Genomic DNA, 15,078 nt, shown 5'->3' with positions numbered 1-15,078 from the left:
AAAAGTAGTACGTATAACCATAAAAAGGAGTTCGCTGTGGCTATTACTGTTTCGATTGAGCTGAACCGGGAGCTTGAAATTCCTGCCAGCTATGATGAGGTTTTTGCGTTGCTTGCCGATGTGCCGCGCTCTGCAAGCCATTTTCCCAAAGTACATAAACTGACGGATCTGGGCGACAATATCTACCGCTGGGAAATGGAAAAGGTAGGTGTCGATAAGCACGCGATTCAGTCCATTTATGCCAGCAAGTACTTTTCGGACAAGGATGCAGGAAAAATTACCTGGGAGCCGGTGAAAGGTGAAGGTAATGGGCTAGTGCGTGGGTCTTGGACGCTGACGGCAAAAGGCGACAAGGCGACGGCCGCTAAATTCCAGACCAGCGCTGAGCTCACACTGCCATTGCCCGGCCTGCTGAAGCTCGCTATCAGCCCCGTTATCAAGCATGAGTTCAACGGTCTGGTGGATACTTATATGAAGAATCTCAAGAAGGCATTCTGATTTTTCCGTGACAAGGCAAACTATTGTGCCGATTAACCCGGCTATGGGACTCCTGAAGGCATAAAAGGTATAATCCCGGAATAAAGTTTTCCGGCGTTGTGCCACCTAAATCTGCTACGGAGTCCCCATGGCCGAACGTAAGGCTCGGGTAGAACGAAATACCCTTGAAACCCAGATCAGCGTTGAAATCAATCTCGATGGCACCGGTAAATCCAGTTTTGATACCGGTGTGCCGTTTCTTGAGCATATGATGGAACAGATTTCCCGTCATGGCTTGATCGATCTCACTATCGTGTCCAAAGGCGATCTGCACATTGACGACCACCACACGGTAGAAGATGTGGGCATTACCCTGGGTCAAGCCTTTAAGCAGGCGGTTGGCGATAAAACAGGTATTCGTCGCTATGGTCACGCCTATGTGCCCCTTGATGAGGCGCTCTCCCGCGTGGTAATTGATCTTTCCGGTCGCCCGGGTCTGATCATGGAAGTGCCTTTTACCCGCAGCACCGTGGGCGGATTTGATGTGGACCTGTTTGAAGAGTTCTTCCGTGGTTTTATTAACCACGCCCTGGTGACGATGCACATCGATACTTTGAGGGGCAAGAACACCCACCACCAGATCGAAACCGTGTTCAAAGCATTCGGCCGCGCCTTGCGCATGGCCATTGAAATGGATGAGCGCATGGCGGGTATTACACCGTCGACCAAAGGCCTGTTGTAAACCGCCGCTCTTAGCCGCTTTCAGCCACCTAAGGACACCGTACTGACCATGAAAACCGTTGCCATCATCGACTACGGCATGGGGAACCTTCACTCTGCCCGTAAAGCGGTAGAGCATGTAGCCCCGGATACCAGGGTTCTGGTAACCGACAATGCAGATAAAATCCGCGAAGCCGACAGGGTAATCCTTCCCGGCGTCGGCGCCATACGCGACTGCATGGCAGAGATTCGCCGTCTGGGCGTGGATGAATTGGTGCGGGAAGTGTCCCGTGATCGCCCGTTCCTTGGGATTTGTGTGGGCATGCAGGCACTTATGTCTCGCAGCGAAGAAAATGGCGGTGTCGCCGGCATTAATCTGTTCCCTTCCGAAGTGCGTTTTTTTGGCGATAGCCTGGTAGAGAATGGCGAGCGCCTGAAAGTGCCTCACATGGGGTGGAATCAGGTATACCAAGCCAAGGCGCATCCACTTTGGCAGGGCATTCCTGATGGCGATCGTTTTTACTTTGTGCACAGTTATTACGCCGAGGCAGAAGGGAACGCAGATATCGTCGGGCGCAGCCATTACGGCGTTGACCTGGCGGCGGCCGTGGCCCGGGATAATATTTTTGCTGTGCAGTTTCACCCGGAAAAAAGCGCCGGGGCAGGGCTGCAACTCCTCAAGAACTTTACTGATTGGAATGGAACATGCTGATTATTCCCGCCATTGATCTAAAAGACGGTAGGTGCGTGCGGTTGCGCCAAGGCCGGATGGAAGATTCCACTGTTTTTGGTGGCGACCCGGTTGATATGGCCACCCGTTGGGTGGAAGCCGGTGCCCGCCGCCTGCACCTTGTGGATTTGAACGGCGCGTTTGCAGGCGAGCCGGTTAACGGAGAAATTGTTAAGGCCATTGCCCGCAAATATCCGGATTTGCCAATCCAGATTGGCGGGGGTATTCGTTCAGCAGAAACCATTGAGCCTATCTCAAAGCCGGTGTGCAGTGGGTGATTATTGGCACCAAAGCGGTTAAAGAGCCTGAGTTTGTGACCGAAATGTGCAAACGCTTCCCCGGACACATTATTGTGGGGCTGGATGCCAAAGACGGCCGCGTCGCCACAGATGGTTGGGCTGAGGTTTCTGAGGTAATGGCGACCGACCTGGCAAAGCGTTTTGCCAGCGATGGTGTTGAAGCGATTGTCTACACGGATATAAACCGTGACGGCATGATGCAGGGTGTTAACGTGGAGGCCACGGCCGCACTGGCAGAAGAAGGCGGTATTCCGGTTATCGCCTCCGGTGGCGTAACCAATATGGATGATTTGAAGCGTCTGGCGCCAGTTGCAAGTAAAGGTATTATTGGCGCTATTACGGGCCGGGCGATATACGAGGGCACGCTGGACGTTGCCGAAGCCCAAGCGTTCTGTGACTCCCTGAAAAGCTAATTAAGGAATACGGTATGGCACTGGCAAAGCGCATTATTCCTTGCCTGGATGTGGACAAGGGGCGTGTTGTAAAGGGTGTTAACTTTGTGGATATCCGGGACGCTGGCGACCCTGTAGAAGTGGCTCGTCGCTATAATGAGCAGGGTGCCGATGAGATCACCTTTCTGGACATCACCGCAAGCAGCGAAAGTCGTGACACCACCTACGAAACCGTCGAGCGCATGGCCGCGGAAGTGTTTATTCCACTCACCGTTGGGGGTGGCGTTCGTGCAGTGGAGGACATTCGCAAGCTGTTGAATGCTGGTGCCGATAAGGTTGCCATAAACACCGCCGCCGTGTTCAACCCGGAGCTTGTAAGGGAAGCCGCAGAGCGATTTGGCAGCCAGTGCATCGTGGTCGCTATTGATGCCAAGCAGGTAAGCGCTGAAGGTGAAGAGCTGCGCTGGGAAATCTTTACCCACGGTGGCCGTAAGCCAACAGGGCTGGATGCGGTGGAGTGGGCGCGAAAAATGGTAGCAATGGGTGCCGGCGAGCTTTTGCTTACAAGCATGGACAGGGATGGCACAAAAATTGGTTTTGATCTTGGCCTTACCCGTGCCGTTAGCGATGCGGTAACGGTTCCAGTGATTGCCTCAGGTGGTGTGGGAGAGCTCCAGCATTTGGCTGATGGCGTTACGAAAGGCGGCGCAGATGCCGTGCTGGCGGCATCTATTTTCCATTTTGCCGAGCATACCATCCCCGAAGCCAAGGCCTTCATGAAGGCCCAGGGTATTGAAGTCCGGGATTAGTGTTTTTTAGCGAAAGCAGGCCGGATGGTCTGCTTTTCCCCTTCTGCGAACATTCTCTGATTGTTGTTACGGATAGCCCATAGCCCGCTCACTGTGGCGATGGCAATGCCTTGCTCATCCAGTTCCGGAAGATGCTTTTCAAGGTAATCCACGGTCACCGTGTGTGGGTGGCCGATGCCAACCGCACTGCCGTTTTCCTTCGCTTGTCGAATCAGCTCCTTGAATTGCCGATCTATAAACTCTTCCGTTTGCTCGTGGTCCAGAAATACATCCCGTGTAAGCGTGGGGATCTGATAGGCCGCCGCCACGTTGCCTGCTATCGACGAGGCAATCGTCCTGCTGTCCACAAAATAAACCGGGTAGCGATACAGCTCCTGCATTACCCAGTCCATGGGCTTCAGTTTTTGGGTTAGCAGGCTGCCCATATGGTTGTTCACCCCCTGCACATAGGGGATGGACTGCAAGGCGCGACGCAGGGTAGATGTTAGGTTCTGCTCATCCATATCCGATGTTAGTCCGCCAGGCCCAAGGCTAAAGTTGCGCGTGTTGGCCATGGGTGCGTGCAGCATAATTTCTTTGTTGCGGCTATGTGCCAAGCGAGCAAGAACGTCTGTGTGCCGGCGATAGGGCAGGAACGCGAGGGTCAGCGGCTGGTCCAGATTGGCAAGGCGCTCACCTTCGTGCAGATTATGGCCCATGTCGTCAATAATGATGGCAATGGTTGGCGGCACAGCACTTGTTTCAGGCTCTGCCGCCATTGCGCCGGCAGTCCAGCTTGTTAGGGCCGCCAGGGCCAGGGCGCCAAGGCCCAGGTTAAAGAGTACCTTCACTGTACTGTGTCAGCTCCCTTGCGGTTAAGAATTTGCAGTCCTTTCAGCAAGTTGAGCGCCGAGCGCAGTTGGTAATCGCGGTCGATTATGGAGCTGGCCTGATTTTCAGCTCCCGATTGCTTATCTTTATCTTTACCTTCTGTTTTCTCATCCTGCCAATCAAGTGGCCACTTAGATCTGCCTCGGTAAAGAATGGGCGGCTATCCAGCTCCTTTAATTCTGCAGGCTTTACTTCAATGTCTGGCTTGATGCCGGTGCCCTGTATAGAGCGCCCATCTGGCGTGTAATAACGGGCCGTTGTCATTTTGATGGCGTGGGTTTCATCCAGCGGGATAACCGTTTGGACGCTGCCTTTGCCAAAGGACTGGGTGCCCATGATCACAGCCCGTTTATGGTCTTGCAGCGCGCCTGCGAGAATTTCTGATGCGGAAGCCGAGCCGCCGTTGATCAGAACAACTATGGGCGTGCCGGCCATAACGTCACCATTTTTGGCGCTGAAACGCAGGCGAGAGCTCTGAATTCGGCCTTCTGTGTATACGATCAACCCTTCGTCTAGCAGTGCGTCAGCTGTGGCAACCGCTGCTTGCAGGACACCGCCTGGGTTGTTGCGCAGGTCGATTACCAACCCATCCAGATCGCTGCCGTGATCTTCCTTGAGCTTGTTAAGGGCATTTGTAAACTGCCCGCCTGTCTCTGCCTGGAATTGGGTCAGGCGCACGTAACCGTAGCCATCTTCAATCATGCGGCTCTTTACACTGGTTACTTTGATAACGTCGCGCTCAACGTCGATTTCTACTGGGCCATTTTCACCCTCGCGCATAATGGTCAGCGTAAGAATGGTGCCAGGCTTGCCGCGCATAAGTTGCACGGCTTCTTCGAGCCCCATACCTTTTACCGGCTTTTCATCAAGCTTGATGATTAAATCGCCGGATTGAACGCCCGCCTGCTGAGCGGGTGTGTCGTCAATAGGGGCGATCACCTTTATAAAGCCGTTTTCCATGCCCACTTCAATACCCAAGCCGCCAAATTCGCCGGAGGTGCTTTCTTCCAGCTCTTCATAGTCTTCCGGGGCCAGATAGGTTGAGTGGGGGTCAAGATCGGACAGCATACCTTTGATGGCACTTTCTAGCAGTTGGCGGTCGTCTACTTCTTCAACGTAGGCAGCCTTTATACGGCTAAAGACCTCGGTGAATTTGCGTAGATCGTCCAGAGGCAGTTGCTTCTCCGGATCAGGAAGAGTGATTTCAACGCGTTCGCCATCCTGAATGCCTTCCAGCAACTGTGTGTTGTCTGAAGGGTTATCCTGGGCAAATGCCAGTCCGGGAAGGGAAATGAAACAGGCAGCGAGGATGGCTGAGCGCAAAGGTGATGCTTGGTGTGTATTACGGACCCGTTTCATTCACATATCCCGTGGTTATTCCGGTAGTTGGGCTGAACCCTCTATTGCTGACAGTATGGCCGCAGCGGGCGCATTTGTCAGCCCCGCTGCTGGTGTTCAGTTAGCCAGCCAGCGCCCCGGGTTGTCTGGTTTGCCGTTGTGGCGAACTTCAAAATAGAGTGCTGGGGTGTCTGTTCCGCCGGTGCGGCCTGCCTGTGCGATGGCTTCCCCGGCTGCAACCCAATCGCCGGGGCTGGTGAACAGGCTGCTGCTGTGGCCATAGAGTGTCATGTAGCCATCGCCGTGATCAATAATTGTTATCAGCCCAAAACCCCGAAGCCAGTTGGCAAACACAACCCGACCATAATGAATGGCTTTCACATCGGCCCCTTCACCAGTCTGAATGAGAAGTCCGTTTCTGCGCAGCTTGCCCTCTGCATATTTATCACCAAAGCGGCTAAGCACCTTACCTTGTGCCGGCCAAGGCAGCTTATTCCGGAGTGATGGGAACGGTTGAGATTCGTTGGGGGAGGGGATGTTCGCGATGGCTTCCTGAACTTCAGAAAGTAATTTTTCCAACCGCTTGCGATCAGATTCCAGCTCATCTTTTTCGTTGCGACGGGTACGGATGTCCTGGTTAAGCGCCGCTAGAGTTTTCTCGCGCTTTTGTCGAGAAGTCGTTAATTCTTGCTGGCGTTTGATAACGCCTTCCTCGCTTTTCGCAAGCTTGGCTCGGGTGTTTTGAACTTCGGCTTGCGTCACCTTGAGTTCTTCAAGGTTCCTTTGGAAGGCTTCCAGTCGCCCAACGGTGTCGCGGCTAAGGTATTCGTAATAGGTCATTGTCCGGGCAATGTTATCCGGATTGATCTCGTTGAGCAGCACTTTTACAGCAGACACGTCGCCCTCCATCCAGGCTGTGCGGATCTGCTTTTTCAGGCTCTCACGCTGGCGCTCCAGGGTGCGCGCCAGTTCCCGTTCTTCGCTCTGGAGTTCTGCCAGGCGTTGTTGCTGTTTTTTTACTTGCTCCCCCAGAGACCGGCGCTCGCGGGTTAAACGACTTATTGTACGTTCGGCCGCAGCAAGCCCTCGCTCCAGTGTGGAGCGATCTTCTTCGGCATCGGCCAGCCAGTCATCGATATCCTCAATGCGCTCTTTGAGGGCTTCAATCTGGGCTGGTGTAACCTCTTTTCCGAAGGCAGCGGGCACAGTACTCAACGCGAACGTGAGTGCCAGTGCCAGTAATGCAATTAGTCGCAATGGTAGAGCCTGTTTTTGGGTCAACCGATTTTGACCAGAGTGTGCCCGGTCATTTCCTTCGGCTGGTCCAGCCCCATCAATGTGAGCAGCGAAGGTGCTACATCGCTCAGACTGCCGTCGTCTTGCAGGCTTACCTTGCGGCTGCCTGTGTAAACAAGTGGCACCGGCCCGAGAGTGTGTGCCGTGTGAACCTGGCCAGAACTTGGGTCTGTCATTTGCTCGCAGTTGCCGTGGTCGGCTGTTATCAAGCCTGGCCATCGACTTCTTCCAACGCTTCGACCACTCGCTGCACGCAATGGTCAAGGCATTCTGCAGCTTTAATCGCAGCGTCCAATTTTCCGGTATGGCCTACCATATCCCCGTTGGCATAGTTGCACACCACCAGGTCGTACTTGCCGCTCTTGATAGCCTCTACCAGCTTGTCTGTCACTTCGGGAGCGCTCATTTCAGGCTGCAGGTCGTAGGTAGCCACCTTGGGGGACGGAACCAAAATTCTGTCTTCGCCGGCAAAAGGTGTTTCTTGCCCGCCGTTGAAAAAGAAGGTTACGTGGGCGTACTTCTCGGTTTCTGAAATACGTAATTGGGTTTTGCCAAGGTTGGCCATGTACTCGCCCAGGCCATTGACCAGTTTTGTGGGCGGGTAGGCGCAGGAGGTTTTGATATCCGCTGCGTATTCGGTGAGCATTACAAAGTCAGCGAGCTTGGGGTGCTTCCGGCGTTCAAATCCATCAAAACCTTCGCCTACAAACGTGCGAGTCATTTCCCGGGCACGATCCGCGCGGTAGTTCATAAACAGTACGGCGTCGCCATCGTTAATGGTGCCGGCAGTCTCGCCCGGGCTCTGAATGCGGGTTGGTTTTACAAATTCGTCATTTTCGCCACGCTCGTAAGCCTGCTCCAGGCCAGAAACCGGATCGGTTGCTGTGAAGTCTGATTCGCCCAGGGTCATCAGGTTATAGGCGGATTCAACCCTGTCCCAGCGATTGTCTCTATCCATGGCAAAGTAACGCCCAACAATAGAGGCCACGCGGCCTACGCCAAGGCTCTTTAATTTCGCGGCGGCCTTCTCCAGTGAGGGGAGGGCACTGCGAGGTGGCATGTCACGCCCATCAAGAAACGCGTGAATGTATACTTCTTTTGCGCCCCTTGAGGCTGCAAGCTCAGCGGCTGCCAGCATATGATCTTCGTGGCAGTGAACGCCTCCGGGCGAAAGCAAGCCCATAAGATGAACAGCACCACCATTACCCACCGCTTTGTCTATCGCGGAGCACAGGGCCGGGTTTTGATTAAAGGTGCCTTCTTCCAGGTCCTTATCAATGCGCGTAAGGCTTTGATAGACCACACGGCCTGCACCCAGGTTCATGTGCCCGACTTCCGAGTTGCCCATTTGGCCTTGGGGCAACCCTACAAACATACCGGAGGTATTGATGAGGGTTTTAGGCCTGGATTCCCAGAGCTTGTCCCAGAAAGGCGTATTGGCGTTGCTGATGGCGTTATCTTCGGCGGGATCGCGATGGCCCCAGCCGTCCAGAATTATAAGTGCTGTCGGCTTGCGCAATGCTGTCATCATTCAGTCCGGAGGTAGAGTTGCAGTAAGTTTACAGAAGTAGGTGTGAAGCTTATCCATTTTAAGGCTTTGAGGCCACAGTCGTCACCTGTATGGTCACCTTCTGTCCGGCGAGCAGGCTGTGTATAATCCGCCCAAACTTATTTTCAGGGTCACCTCATGGATCGGTTGTTTGAATTTGTCGTTAGCCACTACGTTCTCGCCTCACTATTTGTGGCTTTTTTACTCGCTATCCTTGTGCTGGAGTCTCGGCGCGGTGGCGCTAAAATCTCTGCCCAGGGCGCGGTTAGCCTGCTTAACAGAAACGAAGCAGTGGTGGTAGATATCCGCGATCGCAAAGAGTTTGGCGAGGGCCGCATTACCGGTTCTATCAATATCCCGCTTAATAGTCTGAAAAGCCGTGCTGGCGAACTGAGCAAGCACAAGGACAAGCAGATTATTGTGGCGGATAAAATGGGCCAGCATTCCGCTATGGCGGTAAAGCAGCTCAATGCGGAAGGTTACGCCAACGTAGTGCGCCTCAACGGAGGCGTAGGCGACTGGAAAGCCAGCAACCTGCCGCTGGTAAAGAAATAGAAGCGTCAGCATAACTTGATCTGTGCGCCGATCTGCCGCACTGTTTCACATAACCAAGTGCCGCCAAACAGTAAACTGTTCCGGCAGATGTAACTATAACAATGGGTCTTGAGCCCACTCCAAGACTCTCTACACAAGGGAAAGGACTGAACATGGCTGAGAATCAGCAAGCCGCCGCAGGCAGTGACAACCAAAACCAAGCCCAGTTTGCCCTACAGCGCATTTACGTGAAGGATCTGTCTTTTGAGTCCCCGAACTCGCCGGTGGTCTTCCAAGAGCAGTGGAAGCCGCAGGTGAATCTGGACTTGAACACCGCACACACCAAAGTGAGTGACAACCAGTATGAGGTTGTTCTTTCCTTGACCGTGACCGCGAAACTGGATGAGAAGGTCGCCTACATTGTTGAGATCCAACAGGCTGGCGTGTTCCTTGTGGCGGGCATTGAAGGGCCGCAACTGGGCCAGATGCTAGGCGCCTATTGCCCAACCATTCTCTTCCCTTATGCTCGTGAAGCAATCGACGGTGTGGTCAACAAAGGCAGCTTCCCAGCCCTGATGTTGGCACCGGTCAACTTCGATGCTATCTACGCGCAAGCGCTTCAGCGCAAGCAGGAAGGGGCATCTGGAGAGGCCGGAGAAGAACAAAAGACGCACTGACGGCTTTGCTTTGATCTGATAACAAAACAGCCCGGCAGCCGCCGGGCTGTTTTGTTTTATGCGCTGCCGTTTTCCGAGCCCATAAACCCAAGCTGTCGCCAGGCTTCGTAAACCACCAAGGCAGTGGTGTTGGAGAGGTTTAAGCTACGGCTTTGCGGGCACATGGGAACCTTCAGGCAGTGCTCCGCGGATAACCCTTCGCGCACATCGGCGGGCAAGCCACGGGTTTCCGGGCCAAACATCAGGTAATCATTATCCTGATAAGCAACCTGATGGTAATAACGCTGACCTTTGGTGGTTAAGCCAAATAGCCGCTTAGGTTGCTCGCTTTCAAGAAACGCCTGGTAGCTTTTGTGCACCTTTACCGTGGCGTACTCGTTGTAGTCCAGCCCAGCCCGCCGCATTTGCTTGTCCTCCAGGGTAAACCCCAGAGGCTCAATCAAGTGCAGTCTGCAGCCAGTGTTGGCGCACAGCCGGATGATATTACCGGTGTTGGGTGGTATCTCCGGCTCGTACAGCACAACGTTCAGCATTGCGCTTTAGCGCTCCACAGCCAGGGCAACGCCCATGCCGCCACCGATACACAGGGTTGCAAGGCCCTTGTTGGCATCACGGCGAACCATTTCGTGCAGCAGCGACACCAGAATGCGGCAGCCAGAAGCGCCAATGGGGTGGCCCAGCGCAATCGCGCCGCCGTTCACATTAACCTTGTTGGTATCCCAGCCTAGGTCGCGGTTTACTGAGATTGCTTGCGCCGCAAACGCTTCGTTGGCTTCAATCAGATCCAGGTCCTCAACGCTCCAGCCTGCCAGTTTCAGGCAACGCTGGCTGGCGGGGATTGGGCCTGTGCCCATAATGCTGGGGTCTACGCCCGCATTGGCGTGGGCCTTAATGGTGGCCAGCGGGGTCAGGCCCAGCTCTTTGGCTTTTTCTGCACTGCACACCATAACCGCTGCGGCGCCGTCGTTGAGGGAAGAAGCGTTGCCGGCTGTCACCGTGCCGTCTTTCTTGAAGGCAGGCCGCAGCTTGCCCAGGCCTTCGCCAGTTACGCCTTCTCTGGGACCTTCGTCTTTGCTGACAACTACCGGATCGCCTTTACGCTGGGGGATAGAAACCGGCACTATTTCGCCGTCGAAGCGCCCAGCCTCACGAGCTGCCACGGCTTTTTGTTGCGACGCTGCAGCGAATGCATCCTGTTCCTCGCGGCTGATGCCGTACTTTTCAACGATATTCTCAGCAGTTACGCCCATGTGGTAATCGTTAAAAGCATCCCAAAGACCGTCGGTAACCATGGTATCGATCATGGTCCAGTTACCCATGCGCTGGCCGTTGCGGCTGTTGGGTAGCACGTGGGGCGCCTGGCTCATGCTTTCCTGCCCACCGGCAATCATCATGTCCGCATCGCCACAACGAATTGCCTGAACTGCCATGTGGACTGCCTTCAGGCCGGAGCCGCAGACTTTGTTGATAGTCATCGCTGGCACAGAAGCCGGAATGCCCGCGTTGATAGACGACTGGCGCGCTGGGTTTTGGCCAGAACCTGCGGTTAATACCTGGCCAAGCACCACTTCGTTGATCTGGTCGCCGGCAACACCTGTCTCTTCTAACAGCGCCTTGATAACGGCGGAGCCAAGCTGATCCGCGCGAAGGCTTGAAAGGCCTCCACCAAACGCGCCAACAGCAGTACGTTTGGCAGCAACAATAACGACATCACGCATGGAGATTCTCCGGTTAAATGATTGTGCTGGACCGGCCGACAAAGCTGGGCCCGACCCTAACAGAGTAAAAACTGCGGGCATTGTAGCCGGAAAGGCTGAATCGACAAAAGCACTGAGCAAATCCTATGTTAACGGCAGACCGCTTGAGCGATCCGCTCCAAGCGTTCTGCCCGGATTGCGCGCCCCAGTTCTTTGCCTGCAAAACCCTGTTTGATCAATGCTTGAGGATTAACGCCTGAGGCGGCATCAGCGGCCTTTTTGAGTGGTTCCAACTGAGCCTGATCACCACTTTCCAGAGTGCACTCAAGTACATTGATCAGCTGTGAGAAGCGCTCTGGTCGCCTCGATACGTCGGCTTTTTCCAGCAACTCAAGCAGTGTGCTTGCACTTGGCTGTATAGGGTCGAGCTGCTTAATTATCGGAATAGAAGCCGCAGCCAGCCGGGCAAGTTGCTGGCAGTCGTTCGGAGCTTTCAGGGCTTTGGCTCTTTCGGCGCAGGTAGATTCATCGAGGGGGCTGAGCAGTGCTGAAAAACGTTCTGCCGTGGAGTCTTCCCGGGCGTGAACACGTTGCAGTGCATCCATGGCAACACTGAAAATGGCATCCGGAGTGAGTTCAGGGATCAGCACCGCGAGAGCTCCGCAGTCCCGCAGTACCTGAAAAAATGTACAGGGCGAAAGCTCATGGATTGCCCGCTGAATCTCCTGCCATACCCGCTCAGGCACAAGGTGCTCCACTTCACCCTCGGCTACCATGGTGCGCATCAAATCCATGGTTTCTTGGCAAACGCTAAAGCCTAGCGGCTGAAAACGCGCAGCGAAGCGTGCGGTTCTGAGAATGCGCAAAGGGTCTTCTTTAAAGGCCTCCGATACGTGGCGCAGTTGCCGCGCGTCAAGATCTTTGCTGCCGTTAAAGGGATCGGTCAGTTCACCCTGTTCAGAGCGCGCCATGGCGTTGATGGTGAGATCTCTGCGCAGCAGGTCTTCCTCAAGAGTGACATCGGGGGCACTATAAACGGAGAAGCCGTGATAACCGTGCCCCTGTTTGCGTTCTGTGCGGGCCAGGGCGTATTCCTCATGGGTTTTCGGGTGCAGAAATACAGGGAAGTCCGATCCTACCTGCGTAAAGCCCTGGGCAAGCATGTGTTCCGGGGTTGCGCCGACCACCACCCAGTCCCGGTCTTTAACCCCCAGGCCCAGTAATTCATCGCGAACGGCACCGCCAACCAGATAGGTTTGCATGAAGGGTCAGGTTCCTTTTAAGAAGTGTCCGGGAATTATCCGTTTCCCGGGCGGGTCAGGCAAACGCCGTTATTATGATGAGCGTGCCTGACCCCATAAACAACATCTATAGCAGAATCAGAAAGTCGTACCGAATTCCAAAGCTGCACCCATGTCAGCATCACTAAACAGGGCGCCGAGATCAAAGCGTGCGCCAAGAAGGTTCAGGCCTAAGCCGACGGTAAACTGGGTCTCTTCCGCAATACCGTCGTTATCATCATTGCTGGCAAGGTTGTAACGAACGCCTGCCCGAAGCTGGGCATAGCGCCAAGCGTCGAACTCTGCGCCGACTGCGAGCCACTGGGTATCATCTTCAAAACCAAAAGCTTCTTTTTTGGTGAGGTCAAGCTCAGCGGTAACCACGTGGTAAGCGCTCTTGTGAGCGATGCCGACGGTTGCATGGGGCCTACTTTAAGGGTTCGTACTTTTTCACCAAGATCTTGACGGCTTGCTGCAGAGTCTAATTCCATTGGAATGAGGTTTTTAACTACAACGCCAGCATTCCACTGCTTCTCATCGCCAAAAGCGTAAGCGGCACCTATATCCAGATTAAAGCCACTTTTATCGGTTTGAGATTGGTCGTTATCAAACTCGTCGTCTTCAAAGCCGGAGACGGTTTCTGTGTATTGGAAGGTTTGTAGTTGGACGTACTTCGGCGAGACACCTAGCTGAATGCTGTCGCCGTTATTCAGTTCCAGTGCGTGGGCAAAGCTGATGCCTGCTTCTACGACCGCAGAGGCAATAACTTTGCCGCGGGAGTTGAGATCGTCGGTAGCACCAGGGATCAATACGCCGTTTTCGATAGCCTGAAGTTTTGCGTTGTCGCTTTTGTCATACTCACCCCTAACAGTGGCCGTCAAATTGCCGGTACTGAATACGCCCACAGAAAGTTTTTTTCCCGGAACGGCGAGAGCAAGACCGAGGCCAATGTTGGCGCGTACGGTGTCTTTATCAAAAGCTTCAAATTGCTCGCGAAGCTGGCCGGCCAACTGTTGTGCATTGGCTGAATTCGCTGAGCTGATAGCAGCTTCCAGCTCATCCATTGTGTCTTGAATGCTATCAATCTGATCAATTGTCTCTTCTTCATCCGCCACACGTACGTTTATAGAAGGCAGCATGAGGCCAAAGTCGTCTGACCATGCGTGGTGATCCGCCGCCATCATGGCCGGGTTTGCCGATGTTGCAGTAGATGGGTGAGCCACAGCCACGCCGGTGCCACCCATGGCAAACGAACGCGAAGACATAAACGCCTGAGGGCTGGCGAGCGCAGACGTAGCGGCAACAGATAGGCCCAAAGCAATGAACAGTCTGGACAAGCGGTATTGGTGCATTCGGTTACCTACGAAAAAGTGTGTGTTACTGAATAATTGAGTAGGTGAGAGGTTAGATCAATATCCGTACTTGAACATGACATGTGCAGTAACCGTTTGTTTTTGAAATGTAAGCAAGGTGAGGTTTGCAGTAAGTCGGCATAGAGTTGCCGCTCGATTGGCATCGTTACAGCTACTTGGGGATAAGCTAATAGACCTGGCGGGTGTTAGCTGGCCGATTGAGAAAGGTGGCATGAAATTTCCATGGTGTTTTTCCATGGTATGTTTTCAGGATATTGTCTGGTCTTTGCAGGTGGAGAATTACTCATGTTGAAAAATGGGCCTGCTGCCCTCTCGGTGTGCCGGGTTATTGCATTCATTTCGAGCTTTGGTGTCGCTCTATTTTCTGGGGGGCCGGCTTTTGCCCATGGGCATGAGCCGGCAGGCAGCGATAAAACAGTGAAGACGGAGGAGCCGAAGGAAATTGCGCCCGAACCGATTAATTTGGTGATAACCAAAGAGGTGGGCCGCACACAGGATGTGCTCGATGCTTATGCCAAAATTATCCGTAATGAACAGGATATCAAGCCGTTCGAGCCCAATGCGCAGTGTCCCCGTGCGGATGCACCCAAATATCGGAAAAAGCTGGCCGTTGCAGGTTTTTCGCTTGAACACCCCGGGCAGTCAGTTTTTGGTGGTTTGAAAGATGTGGGGAAAACGGTTTCAACGTCGCTTTATCAGCGGTTTGAGCAGTCTGAGCGCGTGCAAGCTTTCTCTGCGCCACAGTGCAGATGTTTGCGAGTCGCTCGGCCGCGCCCACGATGACCGTGGGGTCGAGTAATAAACTGGGTAAATACTCTGCAGTGAGTCGCGAGATGGGGGCTCAGTTTGTGATGTCTGGCATTATCCGTGATGTGGGTGTAAACAGCCCCGGCGCCTGGGATACAGATTACGGGGCCAAGGTTAAGCGTGCGTTGTTTAGCTCTGATACCAGCCGCAATTTTGAGCTGGATATGATTGTGCACGATGGCTATACCGGAAGAGTGATTATGGAAAACGTTATTCCGGCTCTGGTCGCT

Annotated in this window: 13 protein-coding genes and 4 pseudogenes; 9 read left to right on the top strand and 8 right to left on the bottom strand. The window is 54.0% G+C overall.

Annotation, left to right across the window (positions count from 1 at the left end):
• The 5 genes and pseudogenes from BCA33_RS07795 to hisF all read left to right on the top strand — a co-directional run.
• Positions 1-498 (top strand): SRPBCC family protein (locus tag BCA33_RS07795; protein ID WP_254774259.1); only part of this gene is annotated, 498 nt, incomplete at its 5' end.
• A 127-nt stretch (positions 499-625) separates the two neighbouring features.
• Entirely contained in the window at positions 626-1,219 is a 594-nt protein-coding gene (gene hisB, locus BCA33_RS07790) for an imidazoleglycerol-phosphate dehydratase HisB (RefSeq protein WP_071264760.1), read from the top strand.
• Positions 1,220-1,267: 48 nt separating this feature from the next.
• Positions 1,268-1,909, top strand: a complete 642-nt coding sequence (gene hisH / locus BCA33_RS07785) for an imidazole glycerol phosphate synthase subunit HisH (protein WP_071264758.1) — start codon at positions 1,268-1,270, stop codon at positions 1,907-1,909.
• Positions 1,903-2,639: pseudogene (gene hisA / locus BCA33_RS07780) on the top strand (1-(5-phosphoribosyl)-5-[(5-phosphoribosylamino)methylideneamino]imidazole-4-carboxamide isomerase). The gene hisH and the pseudogene hisA overlap by 7 nt, the downstream one beginning before the upstream one ends.
• 14 nt (positions 2,640-2,653) lie before the next feature.
• The gene (gene hisF / locus BCA33_RS07775; RefSeq protein WP_071264756.1) at positions 2,654-3,427 is read left to right on the top strand and encodes an imidazole glycerol phosphate synthase subunit HisF; all 774 of its coding nucleotides are present in this window, start codon (positions 2,654-2,656) and stop codon (positions 3,425-3,427) included.
• Here the strand turns inward: hisF and BCA33_RS07770 are convergent.
• The 4 genes and pseudogenes from BCA33_RS07770 to gpmI form a co-directional block, all read right to left on the bottom strand.
• Positions 3,424-4,185 carry a divergent polysaccharide deacetylase family protein gene (locus BCA33_RS07770; RefSeq protein ID WP_071264765.1) on the bottom strand — a complete coding sequence of 254 codons (762 nt, stop codon included), beginning with the start codon at positions 4,183-4,185 and terminating at the stop codon, positions 3,424-3,426. The genes hisF and BCA33_RS07770 overlap by 4 nt on opposite strands.
• A 68-nt stretch (positions 4,186-4,253) precedes the next feature.
• Positions 4,254-5,656, bottom strand: a pseudogene (locus BCA33_RS07765) (S41 family peptidase).
• 96 nt (positions 5,657-5,752) lie between these two features.
• Positions 5,753-6,883 (bottom strand): murein hydrolase activator EnvC, encoded by a 1,131-nt coding sequence (locus BCA33_RS07760; RefSeq protein ID WP_254774260.1) that lies wholly within the window; start codon positions 6,881-6,883, stop codon positions 5,753-5,755.
• Positions 6,884-6,912: 29 nt separating this feature from the next.
• Positions 6,913-8,459, bottom strand: a pseudogene (gene gpmI / locus BCA33_RS07755) (2,3-bisphosphoglycerate-independent phosphoglycerate mutase).
• 159 nt (positions 8,460-8,618) lie between these two features.
• Here gpmI and BCA33_RS07750 point away from each other — a divergent pair.
• Together BCA33_RS07750 and secB are read left to right on the top strand one after the other, a co-directional pair.
• On the top strand, positions 8,619-9,035 hold the full coding sequence (locus BCA33_RS07750) for a rhodanese-like domain-containing protein (RefSeq protein ID WP_071264754.1): 417 nt from the start codon (positions 8,619-8,621) through the stop codon (positions 9,033-9,035).
• A gap of 152 nt (positions 9,036-9,187) precedes the next feature.
• Positions 9,188-9,691 (top strand): protein-export chaperone SecB, encoded by a 504-nt coding sequence (gene secB, locus BCA33_RS07745; protein ID WP_071264752.1) that lies wholly within the window; start codon positions 9,188-9,190, stop codon positions 9,689-9,691.
• A 56-nt stretch (positions 9,692-9,747) separates the two neighbouring features.
• Here the strand turns inward: secB and trmL are convergent, their stop codons facing one another.
• The 4 genes and pseudogenes from trmL to BCA33_RS07725 all read right to left on the bottom strand — a co-directional run bounded on the left by trmL (position 9,748) and on the right by BCA33_RS07725 (position 14,020).
• Positions 9,748-10,224 (bottom strand): tRNA (uridine(34)/cytosine(34)/5-carboxymethylaminomethyluridine(34)-2'-O)-methyltransferase TrmL, encoded by a 477-nt coding sequence (gene trmL, locus BCA33_RS07740; protein ID WP_071264750.1) that lies wholly within the window; start codon positions 10,222-10,224, stop codon positions 9,748-9,750.
• A gap of 6 nt (positions 10,225-10,230) precedes the next feature.
• On the bottom strand, positions 10,231-11,409 hold the full coding sequence (locus BCA33_RS07735) for an acetyl-CoA C-acetyltransferase (RefSeq protein ID WP_071264748.1): 1,179 nt from the start codon (positions 11,407-11,409) through the stop codon (positions 10,231-10,233).
• Between the two features lie 128 nt (positions 11,410-11,537).
• Positions 11,538-12,650 (bottom strand): multifunctional CCA tRNA nucleotidyl transferase/2'3'-cyclic phosphodiesterase/2'nucleotidase/phosphatase, encoded by a 1,113-nt coding sequence (locus tag BCA33_RS07730; protein ID WP_071264747.1) that lies wholly within the window; start codon positions 12,648-12,650, stop codon positions 11,538-11,540.
• A gap of 117 nt (positions 12,651-12,767) precedes the next feature.
• Positions 12,768-14,020, bottom strand: a pseudogene (locus BCA33_RS07725) (conjugal transfer protein TraF).
• Between the two features lie 306 nt (positions 14,021-14,326).
• Here BCA33_RS07725 and BCA33_RS07720 point away from each other — a divergent pair.
• Both BCA33_RS07720 and BCA33_RS07715 read left to right on the top strand, forming a co-directional pair.
• The gene (locus BCA33_RS07720; RefSeq protein WP_071264745.1) at positions 14,327-14,824 is read left to right on the top strand and encodes a flagella assembly protein FlgT middle domain-containing protein; all 498 of its coding nucleotides are present in this window, start codon (positions 14,327-14,329) and stop codon (positions 14,822-14,824) included.
• Positions 14,791-15,078 (top strand): flagella assembly protein FlgT middle domain-containing protein (locus BCA33_RS07715; RefSeq protein WP_368087224.1); only part of this gene is annotated, 288 nt, incomplete at its 3' end. The genes BCA33_RS07720 and BCA33_RS07715, both read left to right, overlap by 34 nt.

The organism is Marinobacter sp. AC-23 (assembly GCF_001858325.1).
Lineage (GTDB): Bacteria > Pseudomonadota > Gammaproteobacteria > Pseudomonadales > Oleiphilaceae > Marinobacter.
Note: the sequence above shows the minus strand (reverse complement) of the source record. Positions and strands in the feature narration are given on the sequence as shown.